The sequence below is a fragment of the Citrobacter telavivensis genome, from assembly GCA_009363175.1.
GTDB classification, from domain to species: domain Bacteria; phylum Pseudomonadota; class Gammaproteobacteria; order Enterobacterales; family Enterobacteriaceae; genus Citrobacter_A; species Citrobacter_A telavivensis.
The window spans coordinates 1,065,185-1,091,021 of record CP045205.1; the positions used below are offsets into that span (position 1 = coordinate 1,065,185).

General features: G+C 54.4%; 28 protein-coding genes. 23 read left to right on the top strand and 5 right to left on the bottom strand.

Annotated elements, in window-relative coordinates; genetic code table 11:
• Window positions 1-15 precede the first annotated feature (15 nt).
• The 13 genes from amiB to GBC03_07375 all read left to right on the top strand — a co-directional run bounded on the left by amiB (window position 16) and on the right by GBC03_07375 (window position 15,835).
• Window positions 16-1,347, top strand: a complete 1,332-nt coding sequence (gene amiB / locus GBC03_07315) for an N-acetylmuramoyl-L-alanine amidase AmiB (protein ID QFS70022.1) — start codon at window positions 16-18, stop codon at window positions 1,345-1,347.
• Window positions 1,348-1,356: 9 nt separating this feature from the next.
• Entirely contained in the window at window positions 1,357-3,219 is a 1,863-nt protein-coding gene (mutL, locus tag GBC03_07320; GenBank protein QFS70023.1) for a DNA mismatch repair endonuclease MutL, read from the top strand.
• Window positions 3,212-4,162: a tRNA (adenosine(37)-N6)-dimethylallyltransferase MiaA gene (gene miaA, locus GBC03_07325; GenBank protein ID QFS70024.1), complete on the top strand. Its 951-nt coding sequence runs from the start codon at window positions 3,212-3,214 to the stop codon at window positions 4,160-4,162. Before mutL ends, miaA begins: the two co-directional genes overlap by 8 nt.
• A gap of 83 nt (window positions 4,163-4,245) precedes the next feature.
• Window positions 4,246-4,554: an RNA chaperone Hfq gene (gene hfq, locus GBC03_07330; GenBank protein QFS70025.1), complete on the top strand. Its 309-nt coding sequence runs from the start codon at window positions 4,246-4,248 to the stop codon at window positions 4,552-4,554.
• A gap of 74 nt (window positions 4,555-4,628) precedes the next feature.
• On the top strand, window positions 4,629-5,909 hold the full coding sequence (hflX, locus tag GBC03_07335) for a GTPase HflX (protein ID QFS70026.1): 1,281 nt from the start codon (window positions 4,629-4,631) through the stop codon (window positions 5,907-5,909).
• A gap of 189 nt (window positions 5,910-6,098) precedes the next feature.
• Complete coding sequence (gene hflK / locus GBC03_07340; protein QFS70027.1) at window positions 6,099-7,355, top strand: FtsH protease activity modulator HflK; 1,257 nt, start codon at window positions 6,099-6,101, stop codon at window positions 7,353-7,355.
• Window positions 7,356-7,357: 2 nt separating this feature from the next.
• On the top strand, window positions 7,358-8,362 hold the full coding sequence (gene hflC, locus GBC03_07345) for a protease modulator HflC (GenBank protein ID QFS70028.1): 1,005 nt from the start codon (window positions 7,358-7,360) through the stop codon (window positions 8,360-8,362).
• Window positions 8,363-8,448: 86 nt separating this feature from the next.
• Window positions 8,449-8,646, top strand: coding sequence for a DUF2065 family protein (locus tag GBC03_07350; protein ID QFS70029.1), 198 nt, complete (start codon window positions 8,449-8,451; stop codon window positions 8,644-8,646).
• Window positions 8,647-8,749: 103 nt separating this feature from the next.
• Window positions 8,750-10,048, top strand: a complete 1,299-nt coding sequence (locus GBC03_07355) for an adenylosuccinate synthase (protein QFS70030.1) — start codon at window positions 8,750-8,752, stop codon at window positions 10,046-10,048.
• A 217-nt stretch (window positions 10,049-10,265) separates the two neighbouring features.
• A complete protein-coding gene (gene nsrR / locus GBC03_07360; GenBank protein QFS70031.1) occupies window positions 10,266-10,691 on the top strand; it encodes a nitric oxide-sensing transcriptional repressor NsrR in 426 nt (141 codons plus the stop codon).
• 156 nt (window positions 10,692-10,847) lie between these two features.
• Window positions 10,848-13,301 carry a ribonuclease R gene (locus GBC03_07365; GenBank protein QFS70032.1) on the top strand — a complete coding sequence of 818 codons (2,454 nt, stop codon included), beginning with the start codon at window positions 10,848-10,850 and terminating at the stop codon, window positions 13,299-13,301.
• Between the two features lie 66 nt (window positions 13,302-13,367).
• Window positions 13,368-14,099, top strand: coding sequence for a 23S rRNA (guanosine(2251)-2'-O)-methyltransferase RlmB (rlmB, locus tag GBC03_07370; GenBank protein QFS70033.1), 732 nt, complete (start codon window positions 13,368-13,370; stop codon window positions 14,097-14,099).
• A 113-nt stretch (window positions 14,100-14,212) separates the two neighbouring features.
• Window positions 14,213-15,835 (top strand): isovaleryl-CoA dehydrogenase, encoded by a 1,623-nt coding sequence (locus GBC03_07375; GenBank protein ID QFS70034.1) that lies wholly within the window; start codon window positions 14,213-14,215, stop codon window positions 15,833-15,835.
• Window positions 15,836-15,872: 37 nt separating this feature from the next.
• Here the strand turns inward: GBC03_07375 and GBC03_07380 are convergent, their stop codons facing one another.
• The gene (locus tag GBC03_07380; protein ID QFS70035.1) at window positions 15,873-16,160 is read right to left on the bottom strand and encodes a DUF1471 domain-containing protein; all 288 of its coding nucleotides are present in this window, start codon (window positions 16,158-16,160) and stop codon (window positions 15,873-15,875) included.
• 135 nt (window positions 16,161-16,295) lie between these two features.
• Window positions 16,296-16,625, bottom strand: coding sequence for a biofilm peroxide resistance protein BsmA (bsmA, locus tag GBC03_07385; GenBank protein QFS70036.1), 330 nt, complete (start codon window positions 16,623-16,625; stop codon window positions 16,296-16,298).
• A gap of 182 nt (window positions 16,626-16,807) precedes the next feature.
• On the opposite strand from bsmA, the gene GBC03_07390 reads away from it, so the two are divergent.
• The gene (locus tag GBC03_07390; GenBank protein ID QFS70037.1) at window positions 16,808-17,557 is read left to right on the top strand and encodes an esterase; all 750 of its coding nucleotides are present in this window, start codon (window positions 16,808-16,810) and stop codon (window positions 17,555-17,557) included.
• Window positions 17,558-17,656: 99 nt separating this feature from the next.
• Here GBC03_07390 and GBC03_07395 read toward each other — a convergent pair whose 3' ends face one another.
• Entirely contained in the window at window positions 17,657-17,932 is a 276-nt protein-coding gene (locus GBC03_07395; protein QFS70038.1) for a DUF1471 domain-containing protein, read from the bottom strand.
• A 300-nt stretch (window positions 17,933-18,232) separates the two neighbouring features.
• Here GBC03_07395 and GBC03_07400 point away from each other — a divergent pair, with 300 nt between their 5' ends.
• From GBC03_07400 to GBC03_07425, 6 genes are all read left to right on the top strand, one after another.
• The gene (locus GBC03_07400; protein ID QFS70039.1) at window positions 18,233-18,997 is read left to right on the top strand and encodes a TSUP family transporter; all 765 of its coding nucleotides are present in this window, start codon (window positions 18,233-18,235) and stop codon (window positions 18,995-18,997) included.
• 159 nt (window positions 18,998-19,156) lie between these two features.
• Window positions 19,157-19,552 (top strand): 30S ribosomal protein S6, encoded by a 396-nt coding sequence (gene rpsF / locus GBC03_07405; GenBank protein QFS70040.1) that lies wholly within the window; start codon window positions 19,157-19,159, stop codon window positions 19,550-19,552.
• A 6-nt stretch (window positions 19,553-19,558) separates the two neighbouring features.
• The gene (priB, locus tag GBC03_07410) at window positions 19,559-19,873 is read left to right on the top strand and encodes a primosomal replication protein N (protein ID QFS70041.1); all 315 of its coding nucleotides are present in this window, start codon (window positions 19,559-19,561) and stop codon (window positions 19,871-19,873) included.
• A gap of 4 nt (window positions 19,874-19,877) precedes the next feature.
• Window positions 19,878-20,105, top strand: coding sequence for a 30S ribosomal protein S18 (rpsR, locus tag GBC03_07415; protein ID QFS70042.1), 228 nt, complete (start codon window positions 19,878-19,880; stop codon window positions 20,103-20,105).
• 41 nt (window positions 20,106-20,146) lie between these two features.
• On the top strand, window positions 20,147-20,596 hold the full coding sequence (gene rplI / locus GBC03_07420; protein QFS70043.1) for a 50S ribosomal protein L9: 450 nt from the start codon (window positions 20,147-20,149) through the stop codon (window positions 20,594-20,596).
• 144 nt (window positions 20,597-20,740) lie between these two features.
• Window positions 20,741-21,670: an EamA family transporter gene (locus GBC03_07425; GenBank protein ID QFS70044.1), complete on the top strand. Its 930-nt coding sequence runs from the start codon at window positions 20,741-20,743 to the stop codon at window positions 21,668-21,670.
• A gap of 78 nt (window positions 21,671-21,748) precedes the next feature.
• Here the strand turns inward: GBC03_07425 and GBC03_07430 are convergent, their stop codons facing one another.
• Complete coding sequence (locus GBC03_07430) at window positions 21,749-22,393, bottom strand: hypothetical protein (GenBank protein ID QFS70045.1); 645 nt, start codon at window positions 22,391-22,393, stop codon at window positions 21,749-21,751.
• 72 nt (window positions 22,394-22,465) lie between these two features.
• Between GBC03_07430 and GBC03_07435 the strand changes: the two genes are divergently transcribed.
• The 3 genes from GBC03_07435 to cycA all read left to right on the top strand — a co-directional run bounded on the left by GBC03_07435 (window position 22,466) and on the right by cycA (window position 24,968).
• The gene (locus GBC03_07435; protein ID QFS73941.1) at window positions 22,466-22,603 is read left to right on the top strand and encodes a peptidylprolyl isomerase; all 138 of its coding nucleotides are present in this window, start codon (window positions 22,466-22,468) and stop codon (window positions 22,601-22,603) included.
• A gap of 11 nt (window positions 22,604-22,614) precedes the next feature.
• Complete coding sequence (locus GBC03_07440) at window positions 22,615-23,235, top strand: peptidylprolyl isomerase (GenBank protein ID QFS70046.1); 621 nt, start codon at window positions 22,615-22,617, stop codon at window positions 23,233-23,235.
• 323 nt (window positions 23,236-23,558) lie between these two features.
• Window positions 23,559-24,968: a D-serine/D-alanine/glycine transporter gene (gene cycA / locus GBC03_07445; GenBank protein ID QFS70047.1), complete on the top strand. Its 1,410-nt coding sequence runs from the start codon at window positions 23,559-23,561 to the stop codon at window positions 24,966-24,968.
• Between the two features lie 99 nt (window positions 24,969-25,067).
• Here cycA and ytfE read toward each other — a convergent pair whose 3' ends face one another.
• Window positions 25,068-25,730: an iron-sulfur cluster repair protein YtfE gene (gene ytfE / locus GBC03_07450; protein QFS70048.1), complete on the bottom strand. Its 663-nt coding sequence runs from the start codon at window positions 25,728-25,730 to the stop codon at window positions 25,068-25,070.
• Window positions 25,731-25,837 lie beyond the last annotated feature (107 nt).

Genomic DNA, 25,837 nt, shown 5'->3' on the forward strand with positions numbered 1-25,837 from the left:
CTTAAAGGTGGCGGGATGATTTATCGCATCAGAAATGGGTTGGTGGCTATGCTGGTTCTGCTGTGCGCGCAGGCCGGGGCTGCCAGCCTCTCCGATATACAGGTCTCCAACGGCGATCGGCAGGCGCGTATTACGCTCAGCTTTATTGGCGATCCTGATTATGCCTTTTCCCATGAAGGCAAACGTACCGTTGCGTTGGATATTAAGCAAACGGGGGTCATTCAGGGGCTTCCGCTGATGTTCAGCGGTAACAACCTGGTGAAGACCATTCGTTCCGGTACGGCGAAAGATCCGCAGTCACTACGACTGGTGGTGGATTTAACTGAAAATGGGAAGACCGAGGCGGTAAAACGGCAGAATGGCGGAAATTACACGGTGGTCTTTACCATTAACGCCGATACCCCCCCTCCGCCCCCTCCTGCGCCCGTTGTCGCTAAACGCGTGGAGACGCCGGTGGTGACGCCACGTCCGAGTGAACCTGCACGCAATCCGTTTAAAGCCAGTGACGATCGAACCACCGCCGTGACCAGTAGCAATACGGCAACACGCCCTGCGGCCAGGGCGACATCCAGCAGTGGTGACAAAGTGGTGATCGCCATCGATGCCGGGCACGGCGGACAGGACCCCGGCGCGATTGGTCCTGGCGGCACGCGAGAGAAAAATGTCACTATCGCGGTGGCCCGTAAACTGCGCACATTACTCAATGCCGACCCGATGTTTAAAGGCGTGTTAACCCGCGATGGGGATTATTTTATCTCCGTGATGGGGCGTTCCGACGTGGCGCGAAAGCAAAACGCCAACTTCCTGGTGTCAATTCACGCCGATGCTGCGCCCAACCGAAGCGCCACCGGTGCTTCCGTATGGGTGCTGTCGAACCGGCGCGCCAACAGCGAAATGGCGAACTGGCTGGAAGAACATGAAAAACAGTCAGAGTTGCTGGGCGGTGCGGGGGATGTGCTGGCAAACAGCCAGTCCGATCCTTACTTAAGCCAGGCGGTGCTGGATTTGCAGTTCGGCCATTCCCAACGCGTAGGGTATGATGTGGCAACCAACATGTTAGGCCAGCTCGAACGGATTGGTTCACTGCACAAACGGCGTCCTGAGCATGCCAGCCTGGGCGTTCTGCGCTCGCCGGATATTCCGTCGGTGCTGGTGGAGACCGGCTTTATCAGTAATCACAGTGAAGAACGTCTGTTGGCGAGCGATGCGTATCAGCAGCAGCTTGCCGACGCGATCTACAAAGGGCTGCGTAACTACTTCCAGGCGCATCCGATGCAGTCGGCCCCGCAGGGAAGCGCGGCGCAAACCGCGAGCGCCGCGACGCCGGGTGAGTCGTTGATCAACTAAGGAATTTGCATGCCGATTCAGGTGTTACCGCCACAACTGGCGAACCAGATTGCCGCAGGTGAGGTGGTTGAACGACCTGCATCGGTGGTCAAAGAGCTGGTGGAAAACAGTCTCGATGCCGGGGCGACGCGGATCGATATTGATATCGAGCGCGGCGGCGCGAAGCTTATCCGCATTCGTGACAACGGCTGTGGGATCAAGAAAGATGAACTGGCGCTGGCGTTGGCGCGTCATGCCACCAGTAAAATCGCGTCGCTTGACGATCTGGAAGCGATCATCAGCCTCGGTTTTCGCGGCGAAGCGCTGGCGAGTATCAGTTCGGTGTCTCGCCTGACGCTCACATCGCGCACTGAAGAGCAGCAGGAAGCCTGGCAAGCCTACGCCGAAGGGCGCGATATGGATGTGACGGTCAAACCGGCCGCACATCCGGTAGGGACCACGCTGGAAGTGCTCGATCTGTTCTATAACACTCCCGCCCGGCGCAAGTTTATGCGCACCGAGAAAACCGAATTCAACCATATTGACGAGATCATTCGACGCATTGCGCTGGCGCGTTTTGATGTGACGATCAACTTGTCGCACAACGGCAAAATGGTGCGTCAGTACCGTGCGGTAGCGAAAGACGGGCCGCAAGAGCGTCGTCTGGGGGCCATTTGCGGCACGCCGTTTCTTGAGCAGGCGCTGGCGATTGAGTGGCAGCATGGCGATCTGACCTTACGCGGCTGGGTCGCCGATCCCAATCACACCACGACGGCGCTGGCGGAAATTCAGTACTGCTACGTTAACGGACGTATGATGCGCGACAGGCTGATCAACCATGCGATTCGTCAGGCGTGTGAAGATAAGTTGGGTGCCGATCAGCAGCCCGCGTTTGTGCTGTATCTCGAGATTGACCCGCATCAGGTGGATGTCAACGTGCATCCGGCCAAGCACGAAGTGCGTTTTCATCAGTCGCGCCTGGTGCATGACTTTATCTACCAGGGTGTACTGAGTGTGCTGCAACAGCAGCTTGAATCGCCATTACCACTGGAAGCCGAAGGTGAGCCTGCGCCCCGACACGTTCCCGAAAACCGCGTGGCCGCCGGGCGTAACCATTTTGCCGAGCCGGCGCCGGTGCGTGAACCTACGGCACCACGCTACGCCTCCGCGCCGTCAGCGGGCAGTAGCGCTCCGCGCCCGACAGCGGCAAGCTGGCCGCATGCCCAACCGGGCTACCAGAAACAGCAGGGCGAAGTGTATCGCCAGCTCCTGCAAACGCCGACGGCGGCGACAAAATCGCCCGCGGCGGAACCTGCGGTGTCAGCACTGGCGGGACACAGTCAGAGCTTCGGTCGCGTGCTCACTATCGTTGGCAACGACTGCGCGCTGCTGGAACGCGAAGGGAACATTTACCTGCTGGCGCTGCCCGTTGCAGAACGCTGGTTGCGTCAGGCGCAGCTCTCTGCGCAAGAGGGAAAGGTCTGTGCCCAGCCGTTGTTGATTCCGCTGCGGCTAAAAGTCTCTGCGGATGAAAAGGTCGCGCTGGAAAACGCGCAGGGCGCGCTGGTGGAATTAGGGATTGAATTTCAGGCAGATGCCCAGCATGTGACCATTCAAGCGGTGCCTTTACCCTTACGCCAACAAAATTTACAAATCTTGATTCCTGAACTGATAGGCTACCTGACGCAGCAGCCAGCGCTTGAACCTGGCAATCTGGCGCAGTGGATTGCGCGTAATCTGATGAGCGAGCATGCGCAGTGGACAATGGCTCAGGCCATTACCCTGTTGGCTGATGTGGAGCGGCTTTGCCCGCAGCTCGTGAAGGCACCGCCGGGTGGTCTGTTGCAACCTGTTGATTTACATACGGCGATGAATGCCCTGAAACATGAGTGATATCAGTAAGGCGAGCCTGCCAAAGGCAATTTTCTTGATGGGGCCAACGGCCTCGGGCAAAACAGCGCTAGCGATTGAATTGCGTAAAGTTTTGCCAGTAGAGTTGATAAGCGTTGATTCCGCCCTTATTTACAAAGGGATGGATATCGGGACGGCGAAACCGGACGCTGAAGAGTTAAAAGTGGCTCCGCACCGATTGCTGGATATTCGCGATCCGTCGCAGGCGTATTCTGCCGCGGATTTCCGCTGCGATGCGCTGGCGCAGATGAGTGAGATCACTGCGGCGGGGCGTATTCCGCTGTTAGTGGGCGGTACGATGTTGTATTTCAAGGCATTGCTGGAAGGTCTCTCGCCGTTACCGTCGGCAGACCCGCAGGTCAGGGCCAAAATTGAGCAACAGGCGGCTGAGCTTGGGTGGGATGCGTTGCACCAGCAGTTGCAGACAATCGATCCGGTTGCTGCTGCGCGTATTCATCCGAATGATCCGCAAAGACTTTCCCGGGCACTGGAAGTTTTTTTCATTTCGGGTAAAACTTTAACGGAACTGACGCAAACGTCAGGTGATGCTTTACCGTACCAGGTGCATCAGTTTGCTATCGCCCCAGCGAGCCGTGAGCTATTGCATCAACGCATCGAGCAGCGTTTTCATCAGATGTTGGCTTCAGGATTTGAAGCAGAAGTTCGGGCGCTCTTTGCCCGCGGAGATTTGCATACGGACTTGCCTTCCATTCGTTGTGTGGGATATCGCCAGATGTGGTCATACCTTGAAGGCGAAATATCATACGATGAAATGGTTTATAGAGGTGTTTGCGCCACGAGGCAGTTGGCAAAGCGCCAGGTAACCTGGTTGCGCGGTTGGGAAGGGGCGCACTGGCTTGACAGTGAGAAACCTGAGCAGGCGCGGAACGAAGTATTACAGGTTGTTGGTGCTATCGCGAACTGAATGTGTACAATTAAGGCGTATCGTGCGCAATTTTCAGAATCGAAAGATTCAAAGTACAAATAAGCATATAAGGAAAAGAGAGAATGGCTAAGGGGCAATCTTTACAAGATCCGTTCCTGAACGCACTGCGTCGGGAACGTGTTCCAGTTTCTATTTATTTGGTGAATGGTATTAAGCTGCAAGGTCAAATCGAGTCTTTTGATCAGTTTGTGATCCTGTTGAAAAACACGGTCAGCCAGATGGTTTATAAGCACGCGATTTCTACTGTTGTCCCGTCTCGCCCGGTTTCTCATCACAGTAACAATGCCGGTGGCGGTACCAGCAGTAACTATCATCACGGTAGCAGCGCGCAGGGTTCTGCTGCGCAACAGGACAGCGAAGAGACCGAATAAGGTTTTTGACTGTTTTACACACGGGGAGCCAGAATTTCTGCGTTCCCCGCTGATCTATATCGAGGGGTTGACGCTTGTTTGACCGTTATGACGCCGGTGAGCAGGCGGTACTGGTACACATCTATTTTTCGCAAGACAAAGATATGGAAGATCTCCAGGAGTTTGAGTCTCTGGTCTCTTCCGCCGGTGTCGAAGCAATGCAGGTGATTACCGGTAGCCGTAAAGCACCGCACCCGAAGTACTTTGTTGGTGAAGGTAAAGCCGTTGAAATTGCGGAAGCCGTAAAAGCGACAGGCGCTGCCGTCGTATTATTCGATCATGCATTGAGCCCGGCCCAGGAGCGAAACCTGGAGCGCCTGTGTGAGTGTCGTGTTATCGACCGCACCGGCCTTATCTTAGACATTTTTGCGCAACGTGCACGTACCCATGAGGGGAAATTGCAGGTTGAGCTGGCGCAGTTGCGCCATCTGGCTACGCGTCTTGTCCGTGGCTGGACCCACCTCGAAAGACAGAAAGGCGGGATTGGTTTGCGCGGTCCGGGTGAAACCCAGCTCGAAACCGACCGTCGTTTATTGCGAAACCGTATATTGCAGATCCAGTCGCGCCTGGAAAAAGTTGAAAAGCAACGTGAGCAGGGGCGACAGTCGCGCATTAAGGCGGATGTCCCGACCGTCTCGTTGGTGGGATATACCAACGCCGGAAAATCCACCCTTTTCAACCAGATAACCGAAGCCAGGGTCTATGCGGCAGATCAACTGTTTGCCACTCTGGATCCGACGCTGCGACGCATTGACGTGGCGGATGTCGGGGAAACTGTGCTGGCGGATACCGTTGGATTTATCCGCCATCTTCCGCACGATCTGGTGGCGGCGTTTAAAGCGACCCTCCAGGAAACGCGTCAGGCGACGCTGTTGCTGCATGTGGTTGATGCAGCGGACGTGCGTGTGCAGGAAAACATCGACGCAGTGGATACGGTTCTCAAAGAGATCGATGCTCACGAGATCCCGTCCCTGATGGTGATGAACAAGATCGATATGCTGGATGACTTTGAACCGCGTATCGACCGGGATGAAGAGAACAAACCGATCCGTGTCTGGCTTTCCGCGCAGACAGGGGTTGGGATACCACAGCTTTTTCAGGCTTTGACGGAGCGACTTTCCGGCGAGGTGGCGCAGCACACGTTGCGTTTGCCGCCGCAGGAAGGGCGTCTGAGAAGCCGTTTTTATCAGCTTCAGGCAATAGAAAAAGAGTGGATGGAGGATGACGGTAGCGTAAGTCTGCAAGTTCGCCTGCCGATCGTTGACTGGCGTCGCCTCTGTAAACAAGAACCGGCACTGAAAGACTATGTTGTCTGACCTGACGGATATGGCCTGAAGATTTTTTCGCCTCTGTACCTTGTGGATGTTGTGCGTCAGGAAGGCGGCAAGTCCTGAAGGCCCCTGGAATATAGTCAACTATGTGACTGGGGTTGAGGGATGTAGCCAACGCATCTGTAGCGCAAAAGACACAGGTATAGCATCGCATAACAAATATGGAGCACAAACATGGCGTGGAATCAGCCCGGTAATAACGGACAAGACCGCGACCCGTGGGGAAGCAGCAAACCAGGCGGCAACTCTGAGGGAAATGGAAACAAAGGTGGTCGCGAGCAGGGGCCACCTGATCTCGATGACATCTTTCGCAAACTGAGTAAAAAACTCGGTGGTCTGGGGGGCGGTAAAGGTACCGGCTCTGGCGGCGGAAGCTCATCGCAAGGCCCGCGTCCGCATCTGGGCGGGCGTGTCGTCACCATCGCGGCGGCAGCTATCGTCATTATTTGGGCGGCAAGCGGTTTCTACACCATCAAAGAAGCAGAACGCGGCGTGGTGACACGCTTCGGTAAGTTCAGCCATCTGGTTGAACCGGGCCTGAACTGGAAGCCAACGTTTATCGACGAGGTTACGCCGGTGAACGTGGAAGCCGTCCGCGAACTGGCCGCTTCCGGTGTGATGCTGACCTCGGATGAGAACGTCGTGCGCGTTGAGATGAACGTGCAGTACCGTATCACCGATCCGCAGAAATATCTGTTCAGCGTGACCAGCGCAGATGACAGTCTGCGTCAGGCGACCGACAGCGCACTGCGTGGCGTAATCGGTAAATACACCATGGACCGTATCCTGACCGAAGGGCGTACCGTTATTCGTAGCGATACCCAGCGTGAACTGGAAGAGACCATTCGTCCGTACAACATGGGTATTACCCTGCTGGACGTCAACTTCCAGGCAGCGCGTCCGCCGGAAGAGGTGAAAGCGGCGTTTGACGATGCAATTGCTGCACGTGAGAACGAACAGCAGTACATCCGTGAAGCGGAAGCGTATACCAACGAAGTTCAGCCGCGTGCGAACGGTCAGGCACAGCGTATCCTCGAAGAGGCACGTGCCTACAGAACGCAAACCATCCTGGAAGCACAGGGTGAAGTGGCGCGCTTTGCTAAGATCCTGCCGGAATATAAAGCCGCACCGCAGATTACTCGCGAGCGTCTGTATATCGAGACGATGGAAAAAGTGTTGAGCCATACTCGCAAAGTGTTGGTTAACGACAAAGGTGGCAACCTGATGGTTCTGCCATTGGATCAGATGCTGAAAGGCGCGAGCACGCCAGCGGCAAAGAGCGATAGCGGTTCAAACCTGCTGCGCCTGCCTTCCACGTCTTCTTCCAGCAGCACCGGAGCAAGCAACACCTCGTCCACCAGTCAGGGCGATATTATGGACCAACGCCGCGCCAACGCGCAGCGTAACGACTACCAGCGTCAGGGGGAATAACGATGCGTAAGTCAGTTATTGCGATTATCATCATCGTGCTGGTAGTGCTGTACACCTCTATTTTCGTGGTGAAAGAAGGTGAGCGCGGAATCAAGTTCCAGTTCAGCAGCGTCGTGCGCGATGCTGACAAAAAACCGTTGATTTATGAGCCTGGTCTGCACTTTAAGGTTCCCTTTATTCAGTCGGTGAAAATGCTCGATGCGCGTATCCAGACGATGGATAACCAGGCCGATCGCTTTGTCACCAAAGAGAAGAAAGACCTGATTGTCGACTCTTACATCAAGTGGCGCATCAGCGATTTCAGCCGTTACTTCCTGGCGACGGGCGGCGGCGATATTTCTCAGGCTGAAGTGTTGTTGAAACGTAAGTTCTCTGACCGTTTGCGTTCTGAGATTGGTCGTCTGGATGTGAAAGACATCGTGACTGACTCCCGTGGTCGTCTCACCCTGGAAGTTCGTGACGCGCTGAACTCTGGTTCTGCCGGAACGGAAGACGAAGTGGCGACGCCAGCCGCGGATAACGCGATTGCGGAAGCCGCTGAGCGCGTGACCGCAGAAACCAATGGTAAAGTGCCGGTGATCAACCCGAACAGTATGGCGGCGCTGGGGATCGAAGTTGTCGACGTACGGATCAAGCAGATCAACCTGCCGACCGAAGTGTCTGAAGCGATCTACAATCGTATGCGCGCTGAGCGTGAAGCGGTAGCGCGTCGTCACCGTTCACAAGGTCAGGAAGAAGCGGAAAAACTGCGCGCGACAGCCGACTATGAAGTGACCAAAACGCTGGCGGAAGCTGAGCGTCAGGGTCGTATCATGCGCGGTGAAGGGGATGCTGAAGCGGCGAAACTGTTTGCCGATGCGTTCAGCCAGGATCCTGACTTCTACGCCTTTATTCGTAGCCTGCGTGCTTACGAGAAGAGCTTCGAAGGCAATCAGGATGTCATGATCATGAGCCCGGACAGCGATTTCTTCCGCTACATGAAGACACCGAGCACCGCAACGCGATAATATCGTTCCAACGGTTTTAGGTTAGACGCATAAAACCACCGGCATCCTCAGGGATGCGGTGGTTTTCTTTTTTATAAGGACGTCCAATGAACTCAACAATCTGGTTGGCACTTGCCCTGGTGTTAGTGCTTGAGGGTTTAGGCCCGATGCTCTATCCGCGAGCATGGAAGAAGATGATTTCTGCCATGACGCAGTTGCCCGAAAATACGTTACGTCGTTTTGGCGGCGGACTTGTGGTTGCGGGCGTTGTGGTCTACTACATGTTGAGGAAAACGATTGGCTGATCAAAAAGTGTGCGAAATTAGCTGATTTTTGCATGCAAAAAGTGCTGTATATCTGAAAAAGCGATGGTAGAATCCATTTTTAAGCAAACGGTGATTTTGAAAAATGGGTAACAACGTCGTCGTACTGGGCACCCAATGGGGTGACGAAGGTAAAGGAAAGATCGTCGATCTTCTGACTGAACGGGCTAAATATGTTGTACGCTACCAGGGCGGTCACAACGCAGGCCATACTCTCGTAATCAACGGTGAAAAAACCGTCCTCCATCTTATTCCATCAGGTATTCTCCGTGAGAACGTCATCAGCATCATCGGTAACGGTGTTGTGCTGTCTCCGGCTGCATTGATGAAAGAGATGAAAGGACTGGAAGATCGTGGTGTTCCTGTTCGCGAGCGTCTGCTGCTGTCTGAAGCGTGCCCGCTGATTCTGGACTACCACGTTGCGCTGGATAACGCGCGTGAGAAAGCTCGTGGCGCGAAAGCGATCGGCACTACCGGTCGTGGTATCGGGCCGGCTTACGAAGACAAAGTCGCACGTCGTGGTCTGCGCGTTGGCGACCTGTTCGACAAAGCCACGTTCGCTGAAAAACTGAAAGAAGTGATGGAATATCACAACTTCCAGTTGGTTAACTTCTACAAAGTTGACGCGGTTGACTACCAGAAAGTGCTGGATGATGTGATGGCGATTGCCGACATCCTGACCGCAATGGTAGTTGATGTTTCCGATCTTCTGGACCAGGCGCGCAAGCGTGGCGATTTCGTCATGTTCGAAGGTGCGCAGGGGACACTGCTGGATGTTGACCACGGTACTTATCCGTACGTAACCTCCTCTAACACCACTGCAGGTGGCGTGGCGACCGGTTCAGGTCTGGGTCCGCGTTACGTGGATTACGTTCTGGGCATCATCAAGGCTTACTCCACTCGCGTGGGTGCGGGTCCGTTCCCGACTGAGCTGTTTGATGATATCGGTGAGTTCCTGTGCAAGCAGGGTAACGAATACGGTGCCACTACCGGTCGTCGTCGTCGTACCGGCTGGCTGGACTCCGTTGCTGTGCGCCGTGCGGTACAGATCAACTCCCTGTCGGGCTTCTGCCTGACCAAACTGGACGTACTGGACGGTTTGAAAGAGGTGAAAATCTGTGTCGCTTATCGTATGCCGGATGGCCGTGAAGTGACCACGACACCGCTGGCGGCTGACAATTGGGAAGGTATCGAGCCGATTTACGAAACCATGCCGGGCTGGTCTGAATCCACCTTTGGCGTGAAAGAGCGTAGCGGTTTGCCGCAGGCAGCGCTGAACTACATTAAGCGTATCGAAGAACTGACCGGTGTACCGATTGATATTATTTCTACCGGCCCGGATCGTACTGAGACCATGATTCTGCGCGACCCGTTCGACGCATAATTTGGGTTCGTGGCGCAGTGCCTGATGGCGCTGCGCTTATCAGGTCTACAGAGTGTAGTAGGCCGGATAAGACGCAAAGCGTCGCCATCCGGCTTAATCGTGCGTTAAATCCTCGCTTTTTCCTTCCCGAGTGAAATAAATTGGCAGTCGGACAGATGGCTGGTTTATCATCAATATATAAGATGTATCCCGTTCCCCCCTTTTCCCTGAGGTCGATGTGCAGTTAACGAGTTTCACCGATTACGGACTACGAGCGCTAATCTATATGGCGTCACTCCCGGAGGGTCGCATGACCAGTATTTCGGAGGTGACGGATGTCTACGGCGTTTCCCGTAATCATATGGTCAAAATAATCAATCAACTTAGCCGGGCGGGCTTTGTGACTGCTATTCGGGGGAAAAATGGTGGGATCCGCTTAGGTAAAGCCGCGAATACCATTCGGATTGGCGATGTCGTGCGCGAACTCGAACCGCTGTCGTTGGTGAACTGTAGCAGCGAGTTTTGCCACATTACCCCTGCCTGTCGACTCAAACAGGCACTTTCTAAGGCCGTGCAAAGTTTTCTTACGGAACTGGATAACTACACGCTTGCCGATTTGGTTGAAGAAAATCAACCGCTTTATAAATTATTGCTGGTGGAATAATGAAGTCCGCAGTATTTCGCGTCGTATCACAGCGGCAACTGAGCGAATCCCCACGCGCTTACAAAAGCAAGTGACTGGGGAGAGCAAAAGCAGCCAACAAAGAGACGGCGAGAAAGACGACGGAATTCCACCGGAGCTGACAATGGAGGAACCTCAATGTCACAAGATCCTTTCCAGGAACGCGAAGCTGAAAAGTACGAAAATCCTATCCCAAGCCGGGAATTTATCCTCGAACATTTAACAAAACGTGAAAAACCGGCCAGCCGTGATGAGCTGGCTGTGGAACTGAACATTGAAGGCGAAGAACAGCAGGAAGCCCTGCGCCGTCGTCTGCGCGCGATGGAGCGTGACGGACAGCTGGTCTTCACCCGTCGTCAGTGCTATGCGCTGCCGGAACGTCTCGATCTGCTGAAAGGTACCGTTATTGGCCACCGTGATGGCTACGGCTTTCTGCGCGTCGAAGGACGTAAAGACGATTTATATCTCTCCAGCGAGCAGATGAAAACCTGCATCCATGGCGATCAGGTGCTGGCGCAACCGCTGGGTGCAGATCGTAAAGGCCGCCGCGAAGCGCGTATCGTACGCGTGCTGGTGCCGAAAACCAGCCAGATTGTCGGTCGTTACTTCACCGAGGCAGGCGTGGGCTTTGTCGTTCCGGATGACAGTCGCCTGAGCTTCGATATTCTGATCCCGCCGGAAGAGGTGATGGGCGCCCGCATGGGATTTGTGGTGGTGGTTGAACTCACCCAGCGTCCGACGCGCCGCACCAAAGCGGTAGGTAAAATCGTTGAAGTGCTGGGCGATAACATGGGTACCGGTATGGCTGTCGATATGGCGCTACGGACCCATGAAATCCCGTACATCTGGCCTGCCGCCGTTGAAAAACAGGTTGCCAGTCTGAAAGAAGAGGTGCCTGAAGAGGCAAAAGTCGGTCGTGTGGATTTACGCGATTTACCGTTAGTCACCATCGACGGCGAAGACGCCCGCGACTTTGACGATGCGGTCTATTGCGAGAAGAAACGCGGTGGCGGCTGGCGTTTGTGGGTGGCCATTGCCGACGTGAGCTATTACGTGCGTCCGCCGACGCCACTGGACCAGGAAGCGCGTAATCGCGGGACGTCCGTGTACTTCCCGTCGCAGGTGGTACCGATGCTGCCGGAAGTGCTCTCCAACGGCCTGTGCTCACTGAACCCGCAGGTTGACCGCCTGTGCATGGTCTGCGAAATGACCGTGTCGACCAAAGGACGTCTGACAGGGTATAAATTCTACGAAGCGGTGATGAGCTCGCACGCGCGTCTGACCTATACCAAGGTCTGGCATATATTGCAGGGCGATCAAGAGTTGCGCGAGCAGTATGCGCCGCTGGTTACGCATATCGAAGAACTGCACAATCTTTACAAGGTGCTGGATAAAGCCCGTGAAGAGCGCGGCGGTATCTCGTTTGAAAGTGAAGAAGCGAAGTTCATTTTCAACGCGGAACGTCGTATTGAGCGGATTGAGCAAACCCAGCGTAACGATGCGCACAAGCTGATTGAAGAGTGCATGATTCTGGCAAACATCTCGGCGGCGCGTTTCGTTGAGAAGGCCCAGGAGCCTGCGCTGTTCCGTATTCACGACAAGCCGACCACCGAGGCTATCACCTCCTTCCGTTCCGTTCTGGCGGAACTGGGGCTGGAACTGCCGGGCGGTAACAAGCCGGAACCACGTGACTACGCGGAACTGCTGGAATCGGTTGCCGATCGTCCCGATGCCGAAATGTTGCAAACTATGCTACTGCGCTCGATGAAGCAGGCGATTTACGATCCGGAAAACCGCGGTCACTTTGGTCTGGCGCTGCAACAGTATGCGCACTTTACGTCGCCAATCCGTCGTTACCCGGATCTCTCGCTGCACCGCGCCATTAAGTATCTGCTGGCGAAAGAGCAGGGTCATAAGGGCAACACCACCGAGACCGGCGGTTATCACTATTCGATGGAAGAGATGCTGCAACTGGGCCAGCACTGTTCGATGACCGAACGTCGTGCGGATGAAGCAACCCGTGACGTTGCTGACTGGCTGAAGTGCGACTTCATGCTGGATCAGGTTGGCAATGTCTTTAAAGGCGTGATTGCCAGCGTCACCGGCTTTGGCTTCTTTGTACGTCTGGACGAGCTGTTTATTGATGGTCTGGTGCATGTCTCTTCGCTTGATAACGACTACTACCGTTTTGACCAGGTGGGGCAGCGCCTGACCGGCGAATCCAGCGGTCAGACTTACCGTCTTGGCGATCGCGTGGAAGTGCGCGTAGAAGCGGTCAATATGGATGAGCGCAAGATCGACTTCAGCCTGATCTCCAGCGAACGAGCACCGCGTAATGAAGGTAAAACGGCGCGCGAAAGAGCGAAAAAAGGCGATGCGGGTAAAAAAACCGGGCGTCGTCGTCAGGTCGGCAAAAAAGTGAACTTTGAGCCTGACAGCGCTTTCCGCGGCGAGAAGAAAGGCAAGGCCGGGGCTAAGCCTGCGGCTGAGAAGAAAGGCGATAAAAAAGCGAAAAAGCCATCGACAAAAACGCTTAAAATCGCAGCAGCCACGAAAGCAAAACGCGCCGCGAAAAAGAAAGACGCGCAGTAAGCCACACAGTGTAAGCCGGGGACGCATAGCGTCACCCGGCATGATTAACTATTAACGAGTAATTTCATGAGTGAAATGATTTACGGCATCCATGCGGTGCAGGCCCTGCTGGAGCGTGCTCCTGAACGTTTTCAGGATGTCTTTATTCTCAAAGGCCGTGAAGATAAGCGCCTGCTGCCGCTGATTCACGCCCTCGAAGCGCAGGGTGTGGTCATCCAACTGGCGAACCGTCAGTTTCTGGATGAGAAAAGCGAAGGGGCCGTACATCAGGGCATCATCGCCCGCGTGAAGCCGGGCCGTCAGTATCAGGAAAACGATCTGCCGGATCTGATCGCCTCACTGGATCAACCTTTCCTGCTGATCCTGGATGGCGTGACCGACCCGCATAACCTCGGTGCCTGTTTGCGTAGCGCCGATGCCGCCGGCGTCAATGCGGTGATTGTGCCGAAAGATCGTTCTGCCCAACTGAATGCCACAGCGAAGAAAGTCGCCTGCGGCGCAGCGGAAAGCGTTCCGTTGATCCGGGTGACTAACCTGGCGCGTACCATGCGTATGTTGCAGGAAGAGAATATCTGGATTGTCGGCACGGCGGGTGAAGCTGACCATACCCTCTATCAGAGTAAAATGACGGGGCGTATGGCGCTGGTGATGGGGGCAGAAGGTGAGGGAATGCGTCGTCTGACGCGTGAACATTGTGACGAACTGATCAGCATTCCGATGGCCGGTAGCGTCTCATCACTTAACGTTTCTGTCGCCACAGGTATCTGTCTGTTCGAGGCCGTTCGCCAGCGTAGCTAATGTCGTATCCCCGAAGCCATCCAGCAGGATGGCTTTTTTGTGCCCTCCTTTCCAGGCATTCTCCGCTCAGACTGACCATACTTACTGAGATGCCATTGAAGGAGGGAAACATAATGCATTGGCAAACTCACACCGTTTTTAATCAGCCGTTACCCCTGAATAACAGTAATCTGTTCCTGTCTGATGGTGCGCTCTGCGAAGCGGTGGCGCGCGAGGGGGCGGGCTGGGACAGCGAACTTCTCGCCAGTATCGGTCAACAACTCGGCACCGCCGAATCTCTTGAACTGGGACGGCTGGCAAACGCCTGGCCGCCGGAGCTGCTGCGTTACGACCCTCGGGGGCAGCGACTGGACGACGTTCGCTTCCATCCCGCATGGCACCTGCTGATGCAGGGGTTGTGTACCAACCGTGTACATAACCTGCCCTGGGAGGAGGAGGCGCGCGCCGGATCGTTTGTTGCCCGGGCCGCGCGCTTTATCTTGCATGCGCAGGTGGAAGCCGGGACGCTCTGCCCCATCACCATGACCTTCGCCGCCACGCCGCTGTTGCAGCAGATGTTGCCCGCTACGTTTGCCGACTGGCAAACGCCTCTGCAAAGCGATCGCTATGATTCGCACCTCGCACCGGGTGGGCAAAAGCGTGGCCTGCTGATTGGTATGGGGATGACGGAAAAGCAGGGCGGTTCTGATGTGCTGAGCAACACCACCCGCGCCGAGCGGCTGGAGGATGGATCGTACCGGTTGGTAGGACATAAATGGTTTTTCTCTGTGCCACAAAGTGATGCCCATTTGGTACTGGCGCAGGCAAAAGGCGGCCTCTCCTGCTTCTTCGTCCCTCGCTTTTTACCTGACGGTCAGCGCAATGCGATCCGCCTCGAACGGCTAAAAGACAAGCTGGGGAATCGTTCTAATGCCAGTGCGGAAGTGGAGTTTCAGGATGCCATCGGCTGGCTGCTGGGAGACGAGGGCGAAGGCGTTCGTCATATTCTGAAGATGGGCGGTCTGACGCGTTTTGACTGCGCGCTTGGCAGCCACGGCCTGATGCGTCGCGCCTTCTCGGTTGCTGTCTACCACGCACACCAGCGTATGGTGTCTGGCAAGCCGCTGATCGAGCAACCGATGATGCGCCAGATGCTCAGCCGCATGGCGTTACAGCTGGAAGGGCAAACCGCGTTGCTGTTTCGTTTGGCTCACGCCTGGGATCGGCGTAGCCATGCCAATGAACGGCTCTGGGCGCGGCTGTTCACCCCCGCTGCGAAATTCGTCGTCTGTCAAAGCGGCATCCCGTTTGTGGCGGAGGCGATGGAGGTGCTCGGCGGGATAGGGTATTGCGAAGAGAGCGAACTGCCGCGGTTGTACCGGGAAATGCCGGTTAACAGCATCTGGGAAGGCTCTGGCAATGTTATGTGCCTCGATGTTCTGCGGGTCATCGGTAAACAAACGGGTGTCGATGAGATGCTGAGCGAAGCGTTCTCTGACGTCAGGGGTCAGGACAGACACTTCGATCGCGCGGTACGTCAGCTTTTGCCGCGACTGCGCAAGCCTTCTGAAGAACTGGGCCGCGATATCACTCAGCAGATTTTTCTGTTGGGATGCGGAACGGAAATGTTGCGACATGCGTCACCGCCTGTTGCACAAGCCTGGTGTCAGATGATGCTGGATACGCGCGGTAGGATGTTGCTATCAGAACGGGTACAGGACGCGCTGTTGCTACGGGCGACGGGGGGATTGCGCTGATACTTTGCCGGATGCGCCTGTGCCATCCGGCAATCTGTTACGCGTAGAGAATAGCCTGTACGCGCCAGTTATCGGGCTGCTGATCTTCGTACATCTGAACGATGCGATACCATGATGCACCTTGTTCATCGGCTTTTAGCGCCACGATACGCTCCACATCCTGTGGGTTTCCGGAAATATTACTGACAGAGATCAGGCCAATTTCATTGAGGCCAGTCACGCAATCCGCACTTGCGAATTCTGCAGACTGCGCCGTCGTACTCACCAGTCCGGCAGTTAACAGCAGTGAGGATAAGGCAAGAGATTGTTTCATCGTCAGCTCCATTTTATGTTTCCCCGCAATGCGCAGGGCATTCCATCGCCGAAATAAACGTCCAGCCTCCTGCTGTCGGTTTATTGTGCACAGGTAAACGTATAGAGGCGTAAAGCTACGTGAAATTGCCTTAAATTCCCTCAATGACTATTTACGATATAAGATGGCCTGTGAATACCACTGGCCCGTCACGATGGTTTCATCAACCAGGACAATAACGTAATAATCGGCTTTCGCTGCGGCGGCTTTCGCTTTGACTTCATCGACTGCATCATCCGGAGAGCCTCTGACCAGAGAGGTCACCGTTCCCATCCGTTGCAACCCTTGTGTCTGATCGCGACGAATTTCTTGCGGATGATCGGCGACGGGTGGCGCTGGCTGCGGCGTTCCCTGAAGAATGCTACATCCACTTAAGAGCATCACCAATATCAATGAGGTAAACCGACGCATCACTCTATCTCGTTTCCTGATAGCCATAGTGTAGTGCCTTATTAATTTCCCTTTGGGGGAATGTTCCCAAAATGTTACCTTCCGCGCGATTTTCGAATGAAAATGTCGCGAAAGCGTAATCCAGTTCTCAACATTATGAATCGTTGTTGAACACGCTACCTTGTTTAATAATGTGACCCGTGGCATACCAGAGCCAAAAGGGGACGCAAATGATTGAAATTGAAACACGTCAGTTGGCGGAACATCACCTGCTTCACGCCTTTCCTGCGGGGCAGCGCAATACACCTTTGCCGTGTATTGTTTTCTATCACGGATTTACCTCTTCCAGCCTGGTCTACAGCTACTTTGCCGTTGCGCTGGCGCAGGCCGGATTTCGGGTCATTATGCCAGACGCCGCCGAGCATGGGGCGCGGTTCAACGGTGACGCACAGGCGAGAATGGGGCATTTCTGGCAGATTTTGCAACAAAACATGCAGGAATTTACGGCATTACGAGCGGCTCTGGACGCAGAAAACTGGCTGCTGGATGACCGCCTCGCGGTCGGAGGCGCGTCAATGGGGGCAATGACTGCGCTGGGGATTATGACTCAGCATCCGGAGGTCAACTGTGTCGCCAGCCTGATGGGATCGGGCTATTTCACCCGTCTGGCGCGAACGTTGTTTCCCCCTTCCGCCCTGGACACACCCGCCCGGCAAGAGGCGTTCGCCCGCATTATTGCGCCGTTGGCGAAGTGGGACGTGTCGCAGCAGCTTGACCGACTGGCCGACAGACCGTTGCTGTTATGGCATGGCCAGGACGATGACGTGGTTCCGGCGGCGGAAAGTTTCCGTTTGCAGCAGGCGATGATTCAGGCCGGGCTGGACCAGAATCTGACCTGCCAGTGGCAAGCGGGCGTGCGCCATCGCATTACGCCCGAAGCCCTGAGCGCAACGGTGTCTTTTTTCCGTCAGCATCTCTGACTCCCGTCGCTAACTCACAATACGTCATCACGCAAAAAAAGCCCCCTGAACAGGGGGCAAGTCAAACTATGGCTCTCTTTTCGTTGGACTTTCCTGGTGCTAGCGATAAATATCCGCGCTGGCGTGGATGTTGCCGTTGCTACCGGGTTCCCGAATCAGGATCACGTGGTAGTACTTTGCGCCTTGCGCGTCGGTCTCTTCATTCAGGGCCTGATCTGCTTCACTTTCAGTGGCGAAGTTATGATTGATGTAAATCACGCCTAAGCTCTGCACATCATCCATGTTTCTGGCTTGCTGGTGGTCTATTTCAATGGCGGCGAGTGTATTTGCACTGAGCAACAGTCCCGCCAGAAGGGTGACAAAACGGATTCGCATACCTACCTCCTCGACAGCTGACTCTGGTGAGTGATTTCTCCTGTAAGCCGATAACGTCTGATTTAATTTTAATCGCTACTTTGTCGGTCGATAGCGACCATTTCTGATGCAGTTGTTCAAAAAAATACCGCAACCCGTTCTTCTTGTGAGTTAACAATCGGCTAACCCGCTTCGCTGTGGCTAAAAATACCTGTTTTTCTGGCAAGAACTCTTACCGAATCGTCAATATCGCTACCGGCCATCGCCGCTTATAGTGAGCCGAAACATAAAGTTAACTTTATGATAATAAGGCAAAAAGATATGGATACTTCATTCATGGATTTCAGCTACTTCGCCATCATGTTTATGGTGGCGCTGATAGCGGGTTTTATTAATGTAGTTTCAGGCGGCGGTGGGTTTTTATCAATTGGAGCGCTATTGATCTCAGGATTGCCGCCGGCCAATGCGCTGGCGACCAATAAGATTCAGGCGCTGGGCAGTTCACTCACGTCGGGGATCTACTTTCTGCGTCGTGGGCATATCAACGTTCAGCAACATAAGTACGTCTTTTTAGCGGCGTTTGTGGGATCGGCGTTGGGGACGACACTGATCCAGTTCATTGAACCGGAACTGCTGAAAAAGCTGTTGCCGGTACTCATCATTGCGGTGGCGCTCTACTTTATTTTTGCCCCCAATCTCACCGAGCCGAAAAAGAAGCAGCAGGTATCACTGTTTCTCTTCTCCCTGGTGGGGGGAGGGTGTGTCGGTTTTTATGACGGATTCCTTGGCGCTGGCGCCGGTTCCTTTTATACCCTGTGCTACATCCTGCTGTGGGGTTACAGCATCGATAAGGCGCAAATTCACTCTAATTTCATCAACCTTGCCTCCAACATCGCTTCTATTCTGTTTTTCATTTTTGGCGGCAAGATGATCTGGTCGCTGGGGCTGGTGATGTTCGTCGGACAGGCGCTTGGCGCACGTCTGGGGGCGACGGTCGTACTCACGCGCGGCAAGAAAGTTATCAGGCCGATGATCGTGATTGTTTCCATCTGCATCAGCGGCAAGATGCTGTTGGATATGTATTAAGGGCGTCCTGACAAATATTCCTGGAATCACCTTGAGTTTGCGGCCTGTCACCAGTATTATGACGCGTCAATTTTTCAGCCGACCTTTAACACGTTCCTTGCCTCCATGGGCCGCGGCTGACCCAGACAGGAGGCTGAATAATCCGTAAGGAGCAATTCGATGCGTCATTACGAAATCGTTTTTATGGTCCATCCTGACCAGAGCGAACAGGTTCCGGGTATGATCGAGCGTTACTCTGCTGCCATCACTGGTGCAGAAGGCAAGATCCACCGTCTGGAAGACTGGGGCCGCCGTCAGCTGGCTTACCCGATCAACAAACTGCACAAAGCACACTACGTTCTGCTGAACGTTGAAGCTCCGCAGGAAGTGATCGATGAGCTGGAAACAACTTTCCGCTTCAACGACGCCGTTATCCGCAGCATGGTAATGCGTACTAAGCACGCTGTTACCGAAGCATCTCCGATGGTTAAAGCGAAAGACGAGCGCCGTGAGCGTCGCGATGATTTCGCAAACGAAACCGCAGATGATGCTGAAGCTGGGGATTCTGAAGAGTAATTTCTGATGACCAACCGTCTGGTGTTGTCCGGCACCGTGTGCAGGACCCCCCTTCGAAAGGTCAGTCCATCAGGAATTCCGCACTGCCAGTTCGTGCTTGAGCATCGTTCTGTGCAGGAGGAAGCCGGATTTCACCGGCAGGCGTGGTGCCAAATGCCCGTTATTGTTAGCGGACACGAAAACCAGGCCATTACTCACAGTATAACGGTCGGTAGCGCAGTGACCGTTCAGGGGTTCATCTCTTGCCACAAGGCAAAGAACGGCCTGAGCAAAATGGTTCTGCATGCCGAGCAGATTGAATTGATAGATTCTGGAGACTAGCCATATGGCACGTTATTTCCGTCGTCGCAAGTTCTGCCGTTTCACCGCGGAAGGCGTTCAAGAGATCGACTATAAAGATATCGCTACGCTGAAAAACTACATCACCGAAAGCGGTAAGATTGTCCCAAGCCGTATCACCGGTACCCGTGCAAAATACCAGCGTCAGCTGGCTCGCGCTATCAAACGCGCTCGCTACCTGTCTCTGCTGCCGTACACTGATCGTCATCAGTAATCGGTCACGGTCCATTAATACGACTTTGAGAGGATAAGGTAATGCAAGTTATTCTGCTTGATAAAGTAGCAAACCTGGGTAGCCTGGGTGATCAGGTTAACGTTAAAGCGGGCTATGCTCGTAACTTCCTGGTACCACAGGGTAAAGCTGTTCCTGCTACCAAGAAAAACGTTGAATACTTCGAAGCACGTCGCGCTGAACTGGAAGCTAAACTGGCTGACGTTCTGGCTGCTGCAAATGCACGCGCAGAGAAAATCAACGCACTGGAAACTGTTACCATCACGTCTAAAGCAGGCGACGAAGGTAAACTGTTCGGTTCTATCGGTACCCGCGACATCGCTGATGCAGTAAATGCAGCTGGCGTTGAAGTGGCTAAGAGCGAAGTTCGTCTGCCGAATGGCGTTCTGCGTACCACTGGTGAGCACGAAGTGGACTTCCAGGTTCACAGCGAAGTATTCGCTAAGCTGACCATTAACGTTGTTGCAGAATAAGTTTTTATTCTGACAATCTCGTAAGAAACGCCGGCCTCGTGTCGGCGTTTTACTTTTCTGCTCACCTCATTTTTCGCTCTGGCTATTCCTTATCCTTTTCGGGATAATCACTAAAAATAAAACACAATTTCAATGTGGTGATGAATGGATACTCCGCACCCGCAACCTCTGTTTGCGCGTAAAAATGTCGTCTGGCTGAGCGCAGCGTTTTGTTGTTTGCTCTGGGGCAGCGCCTATCCGGCCATAAAAAGTGGCTATGAGATTTTCCAGATAGCCGCTGACGATATCCCCTCCAAAATTGTTTTCGCCGGATACCGCTTCCTGTTCGCTGGCCTGCTGTTACTCCTGCTGGCAATGGCGCAGCGTAAGCCGATAGGCCGCCTGAGTTCCCGGCAGTTTGGGCAACTGACGCTGTTGGGGGTGACACAGACTTCGCTGCAATACATCTTCTTTTACATCGGCCTGGCGTTCACTACCGGCGTGAAAGGGTCGATCATGAACGCCACGGGCACCTTCTTCAGCGTGCTGCTGGCGCACTTCATCTACCAGAACGATAAGCTGAGCTACAACAAAACGCTGGGTTGTATTCTCGGTTTTGCAGGCGTGATGGTGGTGAACTTCAACAGCGGGCTGCTGGATTTTAGTTTTACTCTGGCAGGCGATGGTTCGATTGTGCTGGCGGCATTTATTCTCTCCGCCGCGACGCTTTACGGTAAGCGAATCTCTCAGACAGTCGATCCGATGGTGATGACGGGCTACCAGCTAGGGATTGGCGGTCTGGTGTTGGTCATTGGCGGTTATGCCTTTGGCGGCACACTGGCGGTCCACGGTCTCGCGTCGGTGGCGATTCTCGGTTACCTGACGTTGCTTTCTTCGGTGGCGTTTGCGCTGTGGAGCATTTTGCTCAAGTACAACCGCGTGGGGATGATTGCGCCGTTTAACTTCCTGATCCCGGTCTCTGGCGCGGTGCTGTCCGCGATTTTCCTCGGCGAGAATATCCTGGAGTGGAAATACGCGATGGCACTGCTGCTGGTGTGCTCGGGGATATGGTGGGTTAATAAGGTGAAGCGGTAACGCCACCAGTGAAGGTGTAGGCCGGATAAGGCAAAGCCGCCATCCGGCACTGCGCTGATATGCCTGATGGCGCTGTGCTTAGCGTGCGCGGATAAAGCTGCCGTCAGGCTGACGGGTAAACAGCACCTGCTGGTTGTTTCCGGTATCGATGGTCAGCCCGGTTACCACACCATTCGCATTTTGACGAATTTGCACCATCTGCCCATTTTGCAGATTACTGAGCGGCTTGCCCGCACCTTCAACCTGCGCCATCGCGTACACGTCCGTTGGCGGCAGTCCGTGATCGCGGAACAATTGCGCCATCGTTTTACCTGGCTCGACGCGATAAGAGCGCCACTGCTGGTCAATGCCGCTGTTTTGCTGGAAAGGCTGGGTTTGCGGTTGCTGTGCCTGGGGCTGCTCTTCCGGCTGGCCTTCCTGAATGGGTTCCGGCGCGACGGGAGCGACTTGCCCCGGATCGTTTTGCGGGGTAACCAACTGGGCCTGAAGCTGTGCTTCGGTCGGCGGTTGAGACTGCGACTGGAGATCCAACTGCGCGTTGCGGGTTACTACTGGCGCATCGTTCGTGTCATTTGAGGGGAGCAGGAAACCGATGACCAGCACGATCGCCGCAATGATAATGCCGCGGCGATGCATAGACGGAAGCGGATCCATAATGCGAAAATTGTCCGGTGCATGCCAGATTTTCGCCAGGGTTGGTTTTAATTCAAAGCGCCCGGGCATGGCTTTCCTCCTGCTCCGCGTCTCGTTCCTCAATCATAGAGTATAGACAGCTAACGCTATGATGTTCGTGATATTCCCCGCTTTTGGCTCATATCCAGGGGGATATCCCTATTGTTTCTTTTTCGTCGTGATTTGTCATCCTCCCCGAGACAACATTTTACCGGGAGAGGCCTGGCTGTTATGCTGCCCGCTACTTTTTATATCCGATGAAAGGAAATACGATGGCAACCCCGACTTTTGACACTATCGAAGCGCAAGCAAGCTACGGCATTGGTTTGCAGGTAGGACAGCAACTGAGCGAATCCGGACTGGAAGGGCTGTTGCCTGAAGCGCTGGTTGCCGGTATTGCTGACGCGCTGGAAGGCAAGCAGCCAGCCGTGCCGGTTGATGTGGTACATCGCGCGCTGCGTGATATTCATGAACGTGCGGATGCCGTACGTCGCGAACGCTTCCAGGCCATGGCTGCGGATGGCGTGAAGTATCTGGAACAAAACCGTGAGAAAGACGGTGTGAACAGCACGGAGTCGGGTTTGCAATTCCGCGTGTTGACCCAGGGCGAAGGCGCTATCCCGGCCCGTACTGACCGCGTTCGCGTTCACTACACCGGCAAGCTGATCGACGGCACCGTCTTTGACAGCTCCGTTGCGCGCGGCGAACCGGCAGAATTCCCGGTAAACGGTGTTATTCCTGGCTGGATTGAAGCCCTGACCCTGATGCCGGTTGGCTCTAAATGGGAACTGACCATTCCTCAGGAACTGGCTTACGGCGAACGTGGCGCTGGTGCAGCGATCCCACCGTTCAGCACCCTGGTGTTTGACGTAGAACTGCTGGAAATCCTGTAAGCAGTCACTTCTGTTCCCCTCCACGCTGGAGGGGGACGAAAAATACGTAATAACGCTGCCTGTTTGTCTGATATCGGAATTTTATCTTGCAAATGCATGGGTTGCGTGTATTTTTGTGAGCTAATTCGCGTTGCCAGAGTGATATGACACTCACTTTAAACATATAATTAACATAATATTTAAATCTTAGTATTCATCCCGCCGATTCTTACCTAATATCGATGAGTCCTGAAAACAGGATCGTCGTATCATAGCGATACACAACAGACGCACTAAAGGCCGTAGAGCCCGCACAACACAGACAGGTACAGGAAGAATAAAACATGGTAGATCAGGTAAAAGTCGCTGCCGACGAACAGGCTCCGACTGAACAGTCGCTACGGCGCAATCTCACAAACCGACATATCCAGCTTATTGCTATCGGCGGCGCCATTGGCACGGGTCTGTTTATGGGGTCGGGTAAAACCATCAGTCTCGCCGGGCCGTCGATCATTTTTGTTTATATGATCATCGGCTTCATGCTCTTTTTCGTGATGCGTGCAATGGGAGAATTGCTGCTCTCGAATCTGGAATACAAATCTTTTAGCGACTTTGCTTCGGATCTGCTGGGACCGTGGGCAGGTTATTTCACCGGCTGGACCTACTGGTTCTGCTGGGTGGTTACCGGGATGGCGGACGTCGTTGCCATTACCGCCTACGCGCAGTTCTGGTTCCCCGGCCTTTCCGACTGGGTCGCCTCACTGGCGGTAGTCGTCCTGCTGCTGAGCCTCAACCTCGCCACCGTGAAAATGTTTGGTGAGATGGAGTTCTGGTTCGCGATGATCAAAATCGTCGCCATCGTGTCGCTGATCATTGTCGGCCTGGTGATGATTGCCATGCATTTCCAGTCGCCAACCGGTGTGGAAGCCTCGTTTGCGCATCTGTGGAATGACGGCGGCTGGTTCCCGAAAGGCATTAGCGGCTTCTTTGCCGGTTTCCAGATTGCGGTGTTCGCCTTTGTCGGGATCGAACTGGTCGGGACGACGGCAGCGGAAACCAAAGATCCGGAGAAATCCCTGCCGCGCGCCATCAACTCGATTCCGATTCGTATCATCATGTTCTACGTCTTTGCGCTGATCGTCATTATGTCCGTGACGCCGTGGAGTTCCGTGGTGCCGGATAAGAGCCCGTTCGTTGAGCTGTTCGTGCTGGTGGGCCTGCCTGCCGCTGCGAGCGTGATTAACTTCGTGGTCCTGACGTCTGCCGCTTCTTCAGCAAACAGTGGCGTGTTCTCCACCAGCCGTATGCTGTTTGGTCTGGCGCAGGAAGGTGTGGCGCCGAAAGCGTTCGCCAAGCTGTCTAAACGCGCGGTACCGGCAAAAGGGCTGACCTTCTCCTGTATCTGCCTGCTGGGTGGCGTGGTCATGCTGTATGTCAATCCGAGCGTGATTGGCGCGTTCACCATGATCACCACCGTGTCGGCGATCCTGTTCATGTTCGTCTGGACCATCATCCTGTGCTCATACCTGGTGTATCGCAAACAGCGTCCGCATCTGCATGAGAAGTCGATCTACAAAATGCCGCTGGGTAAGGTGATGTGCTGGGTCTGCATGGCGTTCTTCGCCTTCGTTCTGGTGCTGCTGACCCTTGAGGACGATACCCGTCAGGCGCTGATCGTCACGCCGCTGTGGTTCATTGCGCTGGGTCTGGGCTGGTGGCTGATTGGTAAGAAGCGGATGGCAGGCGTTCGTTAATTTGATTGCCGGATGGCGCTGCGCTTATCCGGCCTACAAAACGTCTATACGGTGAGTTCCCGTAGGCCCGGTAAGCGTTAGCGCCACCGGGCATTTTATTTACTCCCCCGCTAACGCCCGAGGAAACAATACATTATTTTCCAGGCTGATGTGTTCCATCAGATCATCAATCATCTCATTGATGCCGTTGTACATCGCTTTCCAGGTGGTGCACGCTTCTGGCGGGATCGTCACATTCTGGGTGGTATGTTTAATCACTTCCAGCAGTTCCCCCGCGTCATCATGTTCACTTTCCATGACGCTGATCGGCCCCATCGCCTGGCTGCCCATGCCCTGTTTGATCATCGGGAACAGGATCTGCTCCTCTTTCATCATGTGGTTTGAAAGCTCCTGATGCAGCATGGTCAGATACTTCGCCAGACCTTTCGGTACATTGGGCTTATCGGCATGAACGCGTTCAACTTTGGTGGCCTGTAGGATCAGTTCCGGCAACTGCTCGCGGTGTCTGTCGTGATAGCGCACGATGATGTGGTCGATAATGTCGGCCAGCGGCGCGCTGCGCCAGTCCTTATCGACCGGCTGTTGTGCCAGTTGTGCCAGTTGCGCTTCGATGGCGTCAACATCCAGCTCTTTACGGGCGGCAGCACGCGCCAGCGTCTGCTTACCGCCACAGCAGTAATCCATGTCGTACTTACGAAACAGTGCCGAAGCGCGAGGAATAGAAAGCGCCAGTTCACCTAAAGGTTGATCGCGATAAGCCATAGCCGTTACCTCATTCTCAATAATATAAGGTGTATTTTAAATGCACCTTTAATCGGGCGCTATAACTCTTTCGGGGCAGGACCTTTTGTGATGGCGCAATGACGAAC